Below are 13336 nucleotides of genomic sequence, written 5' to 3' on the forward strand. Positions count from 1 at the left end.
CACGGTCGGACGCTCTCCGTCAGCGGGGCGGGCGCGGTCGTCGTCGGCGGGGCCGGACGGGAGGCCCGTCCCGGCCCCGGTACGCTCGCTCCCGTGGCAGGGACGGACGACTCGGGTGCCGGTGTCGGCGGTGCCGTGCGGCTGCGGCTGGACGTCGCCTACGACGGGGCTGCCTTCTCGGGCTGGGCCCGGCAGCCCGGCCTGCGGACCGTGCAGGGCGCGCTCGAGTCCGCGCTCGCCACGGTCTTCACCCGGTGGGGCGCGCCGCCGCAGCTGACGGTCGCCGGTCGGACGGACGCCGGGGTGCACGCCACCGGGCAGGTCGCCCACGTCGACCTGACCGCGGAGCAGTGGGGTGCGCTCACCCGTCCGCGGCGGTCGTCGCCGGACGGCCCTCCTCGCACCTCGCTCGACGGACTCGTCAAGCGCGTGAACGGTCTCGCCGGGGCGACGGGCGACGTCGTCGTCACGCGCGCGTCGGTCGCACCGGACGGCTTCGACGCCCGGTTCTCCCCGCTCTGGCGGCGCTACGAGTACCGGGTGGCGGACGCCGACGCCCCGCGCGACCCACGTCGCCGCGGGCACACGCTCTGGCACCCGACGCGCCTCGACCCGGCGGCGATGGAGCGCGGTGCGCTGACGTTGCTCGGGCTGCACGACTTCGCGACCTTCTGCAAGCCGCGCGAGGGCGCGACCACGATCCGGACGCTGCAGGAGTTCCGCTGGGACCGCGAGCCGGACGGCGTGCTGGTGGCGCGCCTCCAGGCCGACGCGTTCTGCCACTCCATGGTGCGGGCGATGGTCGGGGCGACCATCGCCGTCGGGGAGGGCCGCTTCGGCCCGGACCGCCTCGAGGAGCTGCGGGTCGCGCAGCAGCGCACGAGCGCGTTCAAGGTCGCACCCGCGGCCGGTCTGACCCTCACCGAGGTGGGCTACCCGGGGGACGACGAGCTCGCGGCCCGGGCGGCGCAGACCCGTGCGCGCCGGACGGACGACGAGCCGGACGCCGGTACCGTCGGGGGATGAGCTCCCGCAGGCCCCGGTCCGTCGTCTCCGTGGCACCCGGTGTGGTGTTCGTCGAGGGGCCGGTCTCGAACTGGGTCGTGCTCGCCGAGGAGGACGGCGTCGCGCTGATCGACGCCGGCTACCCCGCGGACACCGCGCTCGTCCTCGACACCGTGCGCTGGGCGGGGCACGACCTCGGCGACCTCCGACGCATCTACGTCACGCACGGGCACGTCGACCACGTCGGGGGCATCCCGGGGATCCTCGAGCGGTACCCGCACGTGCAGGTCCTGGCGCACGCCGACGAGCTCGACAACGTGCGCGGGCCGCAGCGGCAGCAGGTCCGGCCGGCGGAGATCGGCGGGCGTCTCGCCGCACCGCGGACGTTCCGCTGGCTGGCGCGGGCCGTCGGTTCCGACGCCCTGCGTCCCGTGACCGTCCCCACCGCCAGGGCCTTCACCGCGCAGGACTTCGCGGGGCGTGCGATGACGCCGTTCCCCGCCGTCGGGCACACGGCCGGCTCGACCGCGTACCTGTTGCCGGCCGCGAACGCGATCGTCACCGGGGACGCGGTCGTCTCGCACCACGACACGCTCCCGGGGTCGTGGCAGCCGCGGCCACGCATGATCACGCCGTTCTTCACCGCGGACCAGGCGACGGCGCTCGAGTCCGCGCGGGCGCTGCCGATCCCGGAGATCGTGCTGCCCGGGCACGGACCGGCCGTGCACCGGGTCGGCAGCGGGTGGGTACCGGTCGCCGGCTGAGCCCGCCGCCGGGCACCGTCCCGTCGCCACGCGGCGCACCCCGGACGGGGGTGGACCGGATCGTTCACCTGCCGGAAACCTGAGTGGCCCCGCAGATCGCTAGCGTGCTGGAGTCCCCCTCCTCCTGCCGAAGGTCAGCATGCCCAACCTCCTGCGGCGCACCGTGCTGTGCGCCACGGTGGCAGCGACGCTCGTCGCCGCCCCGCTCGTCTCCGTCTCCACCGCCGTCGCGGACCCCGCTGGCACCGGCCTCGTCATCGCCGAGGCGTACCTGAAGGGCGGCAGCGCGAACCAGCCGTTCGCGAACAAGTTCGTCGAGATCGCGAACCCGACCGACACCGCCGTCGCCGTGGACGGGTGGTCGATCCAGTACCGGGCCGCCGCGAACACCGGCACGCCGTCGGTCGGCAAGCTCAGCGGCACCGTCCCCGCACACGGGTCGTACCTCGTGCAGATGGGCTCGAACGGGACGAACGGCCAGGCGCTGCCCACCCCCGACGCCGTGACCGGCCTCAACCCGTCCGGGTCGACCGGCACGCTCGTCCTGTCCGACCAGGCCACGGCGCTCACGCTGCCGGTCGGCTCGGTCACCACCGGGACGCCCGGCGTCGTCGACCTGCTGGGCTACGGCACGTCGAACACCTTCGAGACCGCCGTCGCGCCGACCGGGACGGCGAACTCCGTGCCGGACGCGCTGCACCGCGACGGCACCGTCGACACCGACTCCAACGCGGCGGACTTCGCCCTGGGCTCGACGGTGACGCCGGAGAACTCCGGTGGCGCCGGCACGACGCCGACCGATCCGGGCACCCCCACCGATCCGGGCACCCCCACCGACCCCGGCACGCCGACCACGCCTGCCGAAGCGGTCACGATCGCCCAGCTGCAGGGCACGGGTCCCGCGTCGCCGTACGTGGGGAAGCGCGTCGTCACCGAGGGCGTCGTGACCGCGGTCTACGCCACGGGTGGGCTGAACGGCTACACGATCCAGACCGCCGGCACGGGCGGGGCGGTCGACCTCGCCACCCACACTGCGTCGGACGCCGTGTTCGTGTTCTCCGCCGCGACCGCGGGCAGCGTCGCCATCGGGGACGCCGTGCGCCTCACGGGCACGGTCGCCGAGTACAACGGCCTCACCGAGCTCGAGGTCGGCTCGACCGCCGACGTCGAGGAGCTCCCCGCCGCGGGCGTCGTGCAGCCGGTCCCGGCCACGCTGACCCTGCCGCGCACGGACGCGCAGCGCGAGTCGCTCGAGAGCATGCTGATCGCGCCGCAGGGCGACTACACGGTCGCCGACAACTACACGACGAACCAGTACGGCGAGATCGCGCTCGCCGCGGGGACGAAGCGCCTGATCCAGCCGACCGAGGTCGCCCGCCCGGGCAGCGCCGAGGCCGCAGCGGTCGCCGCCGACAACGCCGCGCGCACGGTGGTCCTCGACGACGGCGCGAGCACGAACTTCCTCAGCGCCGCGAACCAGTCGGTCCCGGTGTCCTGGCTCACGCAGGGCCCGGTCACGGTCGGTGCCGCAGCGACCTTCTCGGAGCCGGTCGTCCTCGACTACCGCAACGACACCTGGAAGTTCCAGCCGACGTTGCCGATCACCGGTGCGACGCCCGCGGCAGACCTGCCCGCGTCGTTCTCGCAGGTCCGCACCGCGGCACCCGAGAACGTCGGTGGGGACCTCAAGCTCGCCGGGTTCAACGTGCTGAACTACTTCCCGACCACGGGCGACCAGCTCACCGGCTGCACGTACTACACCGACCGCGACGGCGACCCCGTGACCGTCCGCGGTGGCTGCGACGCCCGTGGCGCCGCGAACGCCGACGACCTCGAGCGCCAGCAGGTGAAGATCGTGAAGGCGATCAACGCCCTCGGCGCCGACGTGGTCTCCCTCGAGGAGATCGAGAACTCAGCACGGTTCGGCAAGGACCGCGACGCCGCCGTCGGCACGCTCGTCTCCGCGCTGAACGCGGCGACCGGCCAGGACACCTGGGCGTACGTGCCGTCCCCGGCGGTGCTGCCCGCGAGCGAGGACGTCATCCGCCTGGCCCTCATCTACAAGCAGGACCGCGTCGCACCCGTCGGCGAGTCGACCATCCTCGACGACCCGGCCTTCGCGAACGCCCGCCAGCCCGTCGCGGACGCCTTCCGCCCGGTCGGCGGGGACGCGGACGACGACTTCCTGGTGATCGCGAACCACTTCAAGTCGAAGGGCTCCGGCTCGGGCGCGGACGCCGACCAGGGCGACGGCCAGGGTGCCTCGAACGCGTCCCGCGTGGCGCAGGCGACGGCGCTCGCCGCGTTCTCGACCACCGAGCAGGAGAAGTACGGCACGGACAGGGTGTTCATGCTCGGCGACTTCAACGCCTACAGCGAGGAGGACCCGATGGTCGTCCTGCGCGACGCGGGCTACACCGACCTCGGGCCGGCGAAGGACCCGACCGAGTACTCCTACGTGTTCAGCGGCCTGAGCGGTTCGCTCGACCACGTGCTGGCCTCACCCGCGGCGCTCGAGGCCGTGACCGGCGTGGACATCTGGAACATCAACTCGACCGAGTCGGTGGGCCTGGAGTACAGCCGCTACGACTACAACGTCACCGACCTGTACCGCGACGACGTGTACCGGGCGAGCGACCACGACCCGATCCTGGTCGGCTTCGACCTGGCCGAGGACGAGACCCCGACGCCGGGTGACGGTGGGACGCCGGGCAACGGCGGGACCCCCGGCGGACCCGGCCACGGCGGCGACCACCCGGGCAAGCCGGGTCACGGCGGCGACCACCCGGGCAAGCCGGGTCACGGTGACGGGAAGCCGGGCAAGCCCGGCCACGGTGACGGGAAGCCGGGCGGGCCGGGTCACGGTGGCTTCGTCGCGGACGTCGTCCGTGTCGTGCTCGGTGTGTTCGGCTGGCTGCGTGGGCTGTTCGGCTGAGGTGACCGCGGCCCGGACGTGACCGTGTGACGGACGGGAGGCGCGGTGTCGGACGGCACCGCGCCTCCCGTCCGTCACGGCCCCGTTCGACAAGGCGAGCCGCGTCGGGTAGGCTCTCACCTTGGTCTGTGCGCCCCGTGCGCCGGACAGTCAGATGAGCCCTCCACCGGGCAGTTCCACGAGCATCGCCCGCGGAACACCCACCGGAGCGGGATTCACGGACTCCTCACCTCGACACGAAAGCAGCACTCCTGTGACTCGTACGTTCTCCCCGAAGCCGGCAGACGTCCAGCACGACTGGATCGTCATCGACGCGACCGACGTCGTCCTCGGCCGTCTCGCCACCCACGCCGCGGCGCTCCTGCGCGGCAAGCACAAGGCCACCTTCGCCCAGCACATGGACATGGGTGACTACGTCATCATCATCAACGCGGACAAGGTCGCCCTCACCGGCTCCAAGCTCGCGAAGAAGGTCTACTACCGTCACTCGGGCTACCCGGGCGGCCTCACGGCGACCTCCTACCCGGAGATGCTCGAGAAGCACCCGACCCGCGCCGTCGAGAAGGCGATCCGCGGCATGCTGCCGAAGAACACCCTCGGCCGTGAGCAGCTCAAGAAGCTGAAGGTCTACGCCGGCGCAGAGCACCCGCACGCCGCGCAGCAGCCCAAGGCGTACACCTTCGACCAGGTCGCACAGTAGTTCCGGCCACGACGACTTCAAGGACTGATAAAACTCATGGCTCAGATCGCTGACTCCCTCGACCAGACCCCGGAGAGCTTCACCACCGAGAGCGCCCCGGCGTCCTCGGAGGCCGCTCCCCGCCAGATCCTCAACGTCTCGGGCGGTGCCGTCGGGCGCCGCAAGGAGGCCATCGCCCGCGTGCGTCTCGTCCCCGGTGGCGGCTCGTTCACGGTCAACGGCCGCACGCTCGAGGACTACTTCCCGAACAAGCTGCACCAGCAGCTGATCAACGACCCGTTCAAGGTGCTCGAGCTCCTCGGCGCCTACGACGTCGTCGCTCGCATCACCGGTGGTGGCCCCTCGGGTCAGGCCGGTGCGCTCCGCCTCGCGATCGCGCGTGCGCTGAACGAGATCGACCGCGAGAACAACCGCGCCACCCTCAAGAAGGCCGGCTTCCTCACCCGTGACGCCCGCGTCATCGAGCGCAAGAAGGCCGGTCTCAAGAAGGCCCGCAAGGCGTCGCAGTTCTCGAAGCGCTAGTCGCGCGACGAACCCGATCGCAATGCCGCGTCTGTTCGGTACCGACGGTGTTCGTGGACTCGCCAACGGCGAGCTGACGGCCGCGCTGGCTCTGGGTCTCGCCCAGGCCAGCGCGGCCGTGCTCACACACGGACACCATGCGGACGCCCGCCGGGCGTCCGGTCGACCGCGCCCCCGCGCGGTCCTGGCGCGCGACCCGCGCGTCTCCGGTGAGTTCCTGGGTGCCGCGGTCGCGGCCGGTCTCGCCTCCGCCGGTGTCGACGTGCTCGACGCCGGGGTCATCCCCACCCCCGCTGCAGCGTTCCTCGTCGCGGACATCGACGCCGACTTCGGCGTGATGATCTCCGCGTCCCACAACCCCGCGCCCGACAACGGGATCAAGTTCTTCGCCACGGGCGGCCGCAAGCTGCCGGACGAGGTCGAGGACCGCATCGAAGCGGCCATGCACGACCAGTCCGCCCCGACGCCCACCGGTGGCGACGTCGGCCGGATCACCCGCTTCGCCGACGCCGAGGACCGCTACGTCGTCCACCTGCTCGGCACGCTGCCGCACCGGCTCGACGGCCTGCACGTCGTGCTCGACTGCGCGAACGGTGCCGCCGCGGGCGTCTCGCCCGAGGTCTTCGTCAACGCCGGCGCTCGCGTCACGCTCATCGGCGCGGACCCGGACGGCATGAACATCAACGACGGTGTGGGCTCGACCCACATCGACAACCTCGCCGCCGCGGTGCTGGCGCACGGCGCCGACGTGGGCATCGCGCACGACGGCGACGCCGACCGGTGCCTCGCGGTGGACGCCGCCGGCAACGCCGTCGACGGCGACCAGATCATGGCGATCCTGGCGCTCTCGCTCCAGGAGCGGGGCCGGCTCGCCGACGACACGCTCGTCGCGACCGTCATGTCGAACCTCGGGCTCAAGCGGGCCATGGCGGACGCGGGCATCACGGTGCTCGAGACCGGCGTGGGCGACCGCTACGTGCTCGAGAAGATGAACGAGGGCGGCTTCTCGCTCGGTGGCGAGCAGTCCGGCCACATCATCTTCAACGACTACGCCACCACCGGCGACGGCGTGCTGACGGGCCTGCACCTGGTGGCCGAGATGGCCCGCACGGGCAAGAGCCTGCAGGAGCTCGCGTCGTGCATGACCGTCTTCCCGCAGGTGCTCCTCAACGTGCGCGGTGTCGACCGCCACGGGCTGGACGACCAGGGCGTGCAGGACGCGATCGCCGCGGCGACCGAGGCCCTCGGCGACGCCGGTCGGGTGCTGCTGCGCCCGTCGGGCACCGAGCCCGTCGTCCGCGTGATGGTCGAGGCGGCGTCGCAGGAGGATGCGCAGCGGGTCGCCGAGGAGCTGGCCGCCGTCGTGCGCGACCGGCTGGCGATCGACGCGGCCGCGTAGGGCACTCGCACGCGACGTCCCGGGTCGTCGGAACAACCGGAAGCGGCTCGCGCCACGGAATCCCGTGGCGCGAGCCGCTTCTCGTTGTGCGGGGCCAGGACGGTCTGCAGCGAGCGCTGCACGCTGCACGGCCACGAGCGGCTGACCGGCCCGCCGGCCCGCCGGTCACCCTCCGTAGTCGGCGTACCGCGTCGTCTCGACGACGTTCCCGAGCACGAACGGGTGCGTCCGACCGTGCTCGACGGCCCACTGCACCCACGCCGTCTGCACGGGCATGAGCAGCCACACCGCCACGGTGACGCCGAGCACGCCGGCGAGGGTGAGTCCCATCACGGTGTGCTCGTCGAACCGGCTCGCGCCTCGGCGGGCGACCGCGACGGCGAACCCGACGAGGGCGATGCCGACGGTCAGGAGCGTCGTCCCGAGGGCCGGCGACGACCGGAAGTCGAACTCCTGCCCGGCGTGGACGAAGGTCGTGCTCCAGCTCGAGCCGGGCTGCTGGAACAGGATGCAGAGCACCACGATGAGGACCAGCCAGCGGGCGTCCTTCGTGAGCTGCGACGGCGCGGGCCGCGGGCGCAGCACCGGTTCGGTCAGCTGTCGTTCGTCCCCCATGGCGTGACCGTAGCACCGCGGGAGGCGCGTGGCGGGGGTGATCCGCGCCTCCCGTCCGAAGCCGCACACCGAGACTCGGCCGAGCGGACACTTTCGTCCTGCACAGGGGACGGAAGTGTCCGCCTGGCCGAGTCTCGGTCGACCGGGGTCGCGCTACCGCAGGTGGCGCTCGGCGGCCTCGACGACGTTCTTCATGAGCATCGCGCGGGTCATCGGCCCGACCCCGCCCGGCGTGGGCGACAGGAACCCGGCGACGGACGCCACGGCGGGGTCGACGTCGCCGCGCAGCTTCGCCTTGCCCGTCTCCGGGGAGACGACGCGGCTGATGCCCACGTCGATGACAGCGGCACCCGGCTTGACCCAGTCCGGCTGCACGAGCCCGGCGACCCCGGCCGCGGCGACGATGATGTCGGCGCGACGGCACTCGGCGGCGACGTCCTCGGTCAGCGAGTGCGTGAGGGTGGCGGTCGCCTCGAGCCGGGTGAGCAGCAGGCCGAGCGGACGACCGACCGTCAGGCCCTGGCCGATGATCGTCACGTGCTGCCCGCGGATCGGGACGTCGTAGGCCTCGAGCATCGCGACGATGCCCCGCGGGGTGCACGGCAGCGGGGCGTCGATCGTGCCGGCGCCACCGGGCACGGCGAGCACGAGCTCACCGAGGTTCGTCGGGTGCAGTCCGTCGGCGTCCTTCGCCGGGTTCATCAGCTCGAGCATCGGGATCGGGTCGATGCCCTGCGGCAGCGGGAGCTGCACGATGAACGCGGTGACCCGGGGGTCGTCGTTCATCTGCAGGATCGCGGCGCGGATGTCGGCAGCCGAAGCGGTCTCCGGGAGGTCGATGCGGACCGAGTCGAGCCCGATCTGTGCCGAGTCCTTGTGCTTGCCGGCGACGTACGACACCGACCCCGGGTTCGCGCCGACCATGATCGTGCCGAGCCCGGGCCGGAACCCGTGTTCGTGCAGGCGGTCGATGCGGACCTTCAGGTCGTCGAGCGTGCGCGCGGCGAGGGCGGTGCCGTCGATGCGGACGGCACTGCCCTCCCCCGCCCAGCGCTCACGTGGGAGCGCGGCGCTCACGCGTACAGGGGGAACGCGTCGGTCAGGGCCTTCACCCGTGCCGAGAGCGCTGCGATGTCCGGGTTCGGCATGAGCGTCAGCGCGATGATGTCGGCCACCTCGGTGAACTCGGCGTCGCCGAAGCCGCGGGTCGCCAGCGCCGGGGTGCCGATGCGGACACCCGAGGTGACCATCGGCGGGCGCGGGTCGAAGGGGACGGAGTTGCGGTTCACGGTGATGCCGACCTCGTGCAGCAGGTCCTCGGCCTGCTTGCCGTCGACCTCGGACTCACGGAGGTCGACGAGCACCAGGTGCACGTCGGTGCTACCGGTGAGGACGTCGATGCCGGCGGCCTTCGCGTCGGGCTGCGTGAGCCGGTCCGCCAGCAGGCGGGCACCGCGCAGCGTGCGCTCCTGGCGGTCCTTGAACTCCGGCTGGCCGGCGAGCAGGAACGCGGTGGCCTTCGCGGCGATCACGTGCATGAGCGGACCGCCCTGCTGGCCCGGGAACACCGCGGAGTTCAGCTTCTTGAAGAGCGACTCCTCGTTGGACAGGATGATGCCCGAGCGGGGACCGGCGAGCGTCTTGTGCACCGTCGACGACACGACGTGGGCGTGCGGCAGGGGCGACGGGTGCAGGCCCGCGGCGACGAGCCCGGCGAAGTGCGCCATGTCCACCCAGAGCGTCGCGCCGACCTCGTCCGCGATCTCGCGGAACTTCGCGAAGTCGAGCTGGCGGGGGTACGCCGACCAGCCGGCGATGAGGACCTTCGGCTGGTGCTCGATGGCCTTCGCACGGATGTCGTCGTAGTCGACCTCGAACGTCTCCGGGTCGACGCCGTAGGACACCGCGTTGTAGATGCGGCCGGAGAAGTTGAGCTTCATGCCGTGCGTCAGGTGACCGCCGTGGGCGAGCTCGAGGCCGAGGATCGTGTCCCCGGCGGAGGCGATGGCGTGCAGCACCGCGGCGTTCGCGCTCGCGCCGGAGTGCGGCTGCACGTTCGCGTAGGCGGCACCGAACAGGGCCTTCGCCCGGTCGATGGCGAGCTGCTCGGCGACGTCGACGAACTCGCAGCCGCCGTAGTAGCGCTTGCCCGGGTAGCCCTCGGCGTACTTGTTCGTCAGGACGGAGCCCTGCGACTCGAGGACGGCGCGCGGGACGAAGTTCTCGGACGCGATCATCTCGAGGGTGTCGCGCTGGCGGCCGAGCTCGTTCTGCAGCACGGCGGCGATCTCGGGGTCGACCTCGGCGAGCGGGGCGTTGAACGTGGACTGCGCGGTGGCGGGCGTCAGATCGGTGATGGACACGGGACTCCTCGTTGTCTGAGTCGCCGCGCGGACGCGACGAGGTGGACGGGTGGGCGCGGCCCAGGCGTACGGCCGCGCTCCGTGTCAGGTGTCGCTCCCCGATGGTGACCCATCCAACGCCAGTCGCGACCCGTCGATCGTACCGAGCGCGCACGTTCGTGTCACCCTTGGGGACATGCACCCGAGCATCCCCGTCGACGCATGACGCTGATCAGCCCCGACGTCGAGGAGCGCACCGACCTCGCCGCGCGCCTCGACGTGCCGTGGGTCACCGTGGTCTGGGACGACCCGGTGAACCTGATGTCCTACGTCACCTACGTCTTCCAGAGCTACTTCGGCTTCTCGCACGCCCGGGCCGAGCGACTCATGCGCCAGGTGCACGACGACGGCCGGGCGATCGTCGCGACCGGCGCCCGCGAGGCCATGGAGCGCCACGTCGAGGCCATGCACGGCTACGGCCTGCAGGCCACCGTCGACCGCGCGGCGGGACCGGACGCGTGATCCCCTTCAGCCGGCGCCAGGACGGTGTGCACCTCGCCATGTCCGAGGGCGAGCGCGCCGTCCTCACGTCGCTCACCGAACAGCTGCAGCAGGTGCTCGGCGGTGACCTCGCGTCCGACCCCGTCGCCGCGCGGATGTTCCCGGACGCCTACCCGTCGGACACCGAGGCGAGCGACGAGTTCCGCCGTTGGACGCATGCGGACCTGCTCACCCAGAAGACCGCGAACGCCGGCGTCGTGCACGACTGGCTGACCGGTGCGCGGGACGGCGCGATGACCCCGCCGGACGAGCAGGCCTGGCTCCGGTGCCTCACCGACCTGCGGCTGACGATCGCGGAGCGGCTCGGCATCACCGACGCCGCGTCGGAGGAGGCCTCGTCCTCCGGGGACGCCGGCCTCGGCCTGCGCGACGTCTACGACTGGATCGGGTACGTGCAGGAACACCTCGTCACGACCCTCACCACCCGCTGACGGGACGGCCGGGAGGCGCGGCGCACGTCCCGCCTCGTCAGTACCGGCCCGTCAGCTGGTCGCGGTGGTCACGGTGGTCGCGGTGGTCGCGATGGTCGCGGTGGCCGCGGTGGCCGCGCATCTGGGCGAGCAATGAGGGGTCGGCACCATCTGATCAGAAGGCAACCTTGCAAGGTGCCCTGTTCAGTCGTACTGTTCCACCGTGGAACCGATCGACACGCTCGCAGACGACCTGCTGACCCTGCACGGTCGCATCCGCCGCACGCTGCTCGCCGGGAAGGCCGACGAGGTCACCGCGTCCCAGACCGCCGCGCTCGGTCGGCTCCTGCGCCACGGCGAGAGCACCGTCGCCGACCTCGCGCGCGCCGAGGGGGTCCGCCCGCAGTCGATGGGCGCGACCGTGCAGGCCCTCGTCGACCTCGGGCTCGCCGAGCGTCGCCCCGACCCGACGGACGGCCGCCGCACGCTCGTCCGGGCCACGGAGACGGGCTCCCGAGCCCGCGCCGACGCATGGACCACCCGGACCCGGGTGCTCGCGGACCGTCTCGCCGCGCTGCCCGACGAGGACCGGGTGACGGTCGCCCGCGCCCTCGCGATCCTCACGCCGCTCACCGACGACTGACCCCAGGAAGAAGCCCCCTCACGTCCACGTCGACCTCCCCCGTCCCGACCGTCCCCGACGCCGGCACCACCGGCGGCAGCGGCTTCGGCCCGAAGCTGCTCGTCCCCGTCCTGGTCGGTCCGCTGCTCAACCCGATCAACACGACGATGGTGTCCGTCGCCCTCGCGCCGATCTCCCGCGACCTCGGCATCGGCGCCTCGCAGGCGATCTGGTTGGTCGCCGCGCTCTACCTGGCGAGCGCGGTCGCGCAGCCGACGATGGGCAAGCTCGCCGACCGGTTCGGCCCGAAGAAGGTCTTCCTCACCGGACTCGTGATCGTCGGCGTCGCCGGCGTCGTGCCCGAGGTGCTGACCGGGTTCGGCGGGGCGGTCGCCGCACGGGTGCTGATCGGGATCGGGACGTCGTCGGCGTACCCGGCCGCCCTCACCACCCTGCGGCAGCACTCCGCCAGGATCGGGAAGCCGACACCGCCACTCGTGCTCGGGGCGCTCTCGATCACCTCGCTGGTCTCCGCTGCGGCCGGACCGCCCCTCGGCGGCGCACTGATCGCGGCGTTCGGCTGGCACGCGATCTTCCTGGTGAACGTCCCGCTCGCCGTGTTCGGCCTCGTCGTCGCCGCGATGTGGCTGCCGTCCGACCGGCTCCGACCCCGTGACGCCGAGCAGCTGCCGGTCCGGACCGCGCTCGACCCGCTCGGCATGGTGCTCATGACCGGCACGGTGTCGGCGCTCCTGGTGTTCCTGCTCGACCTCGGCGCCGGACTCTGGTGGCTGCTCGCGGTCGCCGTCGTGCTGATCGTGGCGCTCGTGCTCTGGGAGCTGCGCGCGACGAAGCCCTTCGTCGACGTCCGCCTGCTCGTCCGGAACGGCGCGCTGTCCCGCACCTACGCGCGGCTGTTCCTGACCTACCTGCTCGCCTACACGATGACGTACGGGTTCTCGCAGTGGGTGCAGGACGTCGCGGGCTACCCGAGCGACGTCGCCGGGTACCTGCAGCTCCCGGCAGCCGTCGTCGCCGGGGTGGTGTCGTTCATGGTCGCCCGCCGCACCGCCGTCCGCCGGCCGCTCGTCGTCGCGGCGCTCGTCCCCCTGGTCGGCGCCGGGCTCCTGCTCCTGCTGCACGCCGGGTCGCCGCTCGTGCTGCTGCTCGTCGTACCGGCGCTGTTCGGGGTGCCCCAGGCGCTGGCGTCGGTGTCGAACCAGGCGGCGCTGTACAAGGTGGTGCCCTCGGAGTACATCGGTACCGCCGCCGGACTGTCGCGCACGAGCATCTACATCGGCGCGATCGCGGCGTCCTCGCTGATCGGCGGGGTGTTCGGCCAGGCCCCGACCACGCCGGACCTGCACGTGCTCGCGTGGGTGATGCTCGGCGTCGGCGTGCTGCTCAGCGTGCTGACGCTCGCAGACCGGGCGCTGGCGCGGGCGGACCGGCGCTGACGTG

Annotated in this window: 13 protein-coding genes and 1 riboswitch; of the genes, 10 read left to right on the forward strand and 3 right to left on the reverse strand. The window is 72.5% G+C overall.

Annotated features, from left to right (window positions below; genetic code table 11):
• The first annotated feature begins 93 nt into the window (after positions 1-93).
• From truA to glmM, 6 genes are all read left to right on the forward strand, one after another.
• Positions 94-1026 (forward strand): tRNA pseudouridine(38-40) synthase TruA, encoded by a 933-nt coding sequence (gene truA / locus ACIP6W_RS06855; protein WP_251155201.1) that lies wholly within the window; start codon positions 94-96, stop codon positions 1024-1026.
• Entirely contained in the window at positions 1023-1769 is a 747-nt protein-coding gene (locus tag ACIP6W_RS06860; protein WP_400428784.1) for an MBL fold metallo-hydrolase, read from the forward strand. Before truA ends, ACIP6W_RS06860 begins: the two co-directional genes overlap by 4 nt.
• A 139-nt stretch (positions 1770-1908) precedes the next feature.
• The gene (locus ACIP6W_RS06865) at positions 1909-4704 is read left to right on the forward strand and encodes an ExeM/NucH family extracellular endonuclease (RefSeq protein ID WP_400428786.1); all 2796 of its coding nucleotides are present in this window, start codon (positions 1909-1911) and stop codon (positions 4702-4704) included.
• 253 nt (positions 4705-4957) lie between these two features.
• Positions 4958-5404 (forward strand): 50S ribosomal protein L13, encoded by a 447-nt coding sequence (rplM, locus tag ACIP6W_RS06870; protein ID WP_022904636.1) that lies wholly within the window; start codon positions 4958-4960, stop codon positions 5402-5404.
• Positions 5405-5440: 36 nt separating this feature from the next.
• On the forward strand, positions 5441-5926 hold the full coding sequence (rpsI, locus tag ACIP6W_RS06875) for a 30S ribosomal protein S9 (protein WP_066656983.1): 486 nt from the start codon (positions 5441-5443) through the stop codon (positions 5924-5926).
• A gap of 22 nt (positions 5927-5948) precedes the next feature.
• Positions 5949-7325, forward strand: a complete 1377-nt coding sequence (gene glmM, locus ACIP6W_RS06880) for a phosphoglucosamine mutase (RefSeq protein WP_066656981.1) — start codon at positions 5949-5951, stop codon at positions 7323-7325.
• Between the two features lie 165 nt (positions 7326-7490).
• On the opposite strand, the gene ACIP6W_RS06885 is transcribed toward glmM, so the two are convergent.
• The 3 genes from ACIP6W_RS06885 to glyA form a co-directional block, all read right to left on the reverse strand.
• Positions 7491-7940, reverse strand: a complete 450-nt coding sequence (locus ACIP6W_RS06885) for a hypothetical protein (protein ID WP_400428788.1) — start codon at positions 7938-7940, stop codon at positions 7491-7493.
• Positions 7941-8093: 153 nt separating this feature from the next.
• Positions 8094-9017: a tetrahydrofolate dehydrogenase/cyclohydrolase catalytic domain-containing protein gene (locus tag ACIP6W_RS06890; RefSeq protein ID WP_400428790.1), complete on the reverse strand. Its 924-nt coding sequence runs from the start codon at positions 9015-9017 to the stop codon at positions 8094-8096.
• Entirely contained in the window at positions 9014-10303 is a 1290-nt protein-coding gene (gene glyA / locus ACIP6W_RS06895; RefSeq protein ID WP_400428792.1) for a serine hydroxymethyltransferase, read from the reverse strand. The genes ACIP6W_RS06890 and glyA overlap by 4 nt, the downstream gene beginning before the upstream one ends.
• A gap of 51 nt (positions 10304-10354) precedes the next feature.
• Positions 10355-10440: riboswitch (ZMP/ZTP riboswitch) on the reverse strand.
• A gap of 64 nt (positions 10441-10504) precedes the next feature.
• On the opposite strand from glyA, the gene clpS reads away from it, so the two are divergent.
• From clpS to ACIP6W_RS06915, 4 genes are all read left to right on the forward strand, one after another.
• Complete coding sequence (gene clpS / locus ACIP6W_RS06900) at positions 10505-10804, forward strand: ATP-dependent Clp protease adapter ClpS (RefSeq protein WP_066656757.1); 300 nt, start codon at positions 10505-10507, stop codon at positions 10802-10804.
• Positions 10801-11274 (forward strand): DUF2017 family protein, encoded by a 474-nt coding sequence (locus tag ACIP6W_RS06905; protein ID WP_326496942.1) that lies wholly within the window; start codon positions 10801-10803, stop codon positions 11272-11274. Before clpS ends, ACIP6W_RS06905 begins: the two co-directional genes overlap by 4 nt.
• Positions 11275-11476: 202 nt before the next feature.
• Positions 11477-11896 carry a MarR family winged helix-turn-helix transcriptional regulator gene (locus tag ACIP6W_RS06910; protein ID WP_209685378.1) on the forward strand — a complete coding sequence of 140 codons (420 nt, stop codon included), beginning with the start codon at positions 11477-11479 and terminating at the stop codon, positions 11894-11896.
• Positions 11785-13332 carry an MFS transporter gene (locus tag ACIP6W_RS06915; protein ID WP_400428795.1) on the forward strand — a complete coding sequence of 516 codons (1548 nt, stop codon included), beginning with the start codon at positions 11785-11787 and terminating at the stop codon, positions 13330-13332. The genes ACIP6W_RS06910 and ACIP6W_RS06915 overlap by 112 nt, the downstream gene beginning before the upstream one ends.
• The last annotated feature ends 4 nt before the right edge of the window (positions 13333-13336 follow it).

It is taken from the genome of Curtobacterium sp. NPDC088465 (genome assembly GCF_044753165.1).
GTDB lineage: Bacteria > Actinomycetota > Actinomycetes > Actinomycetales > Microbacteriaceae > Curtobacterium.

Bases quoted from the DNA above. Each gene is read 5' to 3' on its own strand.
- ACIP6W_RS06915 (WP_400428795.1), top strand. From the start codon at position 11,785: ATGGACCACCCGGACCCGGGTGCTCGCGGACCGTCTCGCCGCGCTGCC.
- ACIP6W_RS06860 (WP_400428784.1), top strand. From the start codon at position 1,023: ATGAGCTCCCGCAGGCCCCGGTCCGTCGTCTCCGTGGCACCCGGTGTG.
- ACIP6W_RS06885 (WP_400428788.1), bottom strand. From the start codon at position 7,940: ATGGGGGACGAACGACAGCTGACCGAACCGGTGCTGCGCCCGCGGCCC.
- ACIP6W_RS06865 (WP_400428786.1), top strand. From the start codon at position 1,909: ATGCCCAACCTCCTGCGGCGCACCGTGCTGTGCGCCACGGTGGCAGCG.
- glmM (WP_066656981.1), top strand. From the start codon at position 5,949: ATGCCGCGTCTGTTCGGTACCGACGGTGTTCGTGGACTCGCCAACGGC.
- clpS (WP_066656757.1), top strand. From the start codon at position 10,505: ATGACGCTGATCAGCCCCGACGTCGAGGAGCGCACCGACCTCGCCGCG.
- rpsI (WP_066656983.1), top strand. From the start codon at position 5,441: ATGGCTCAGATCGCTGACTCCCTCGACCAGACCCCGGAGAGCTTCACC.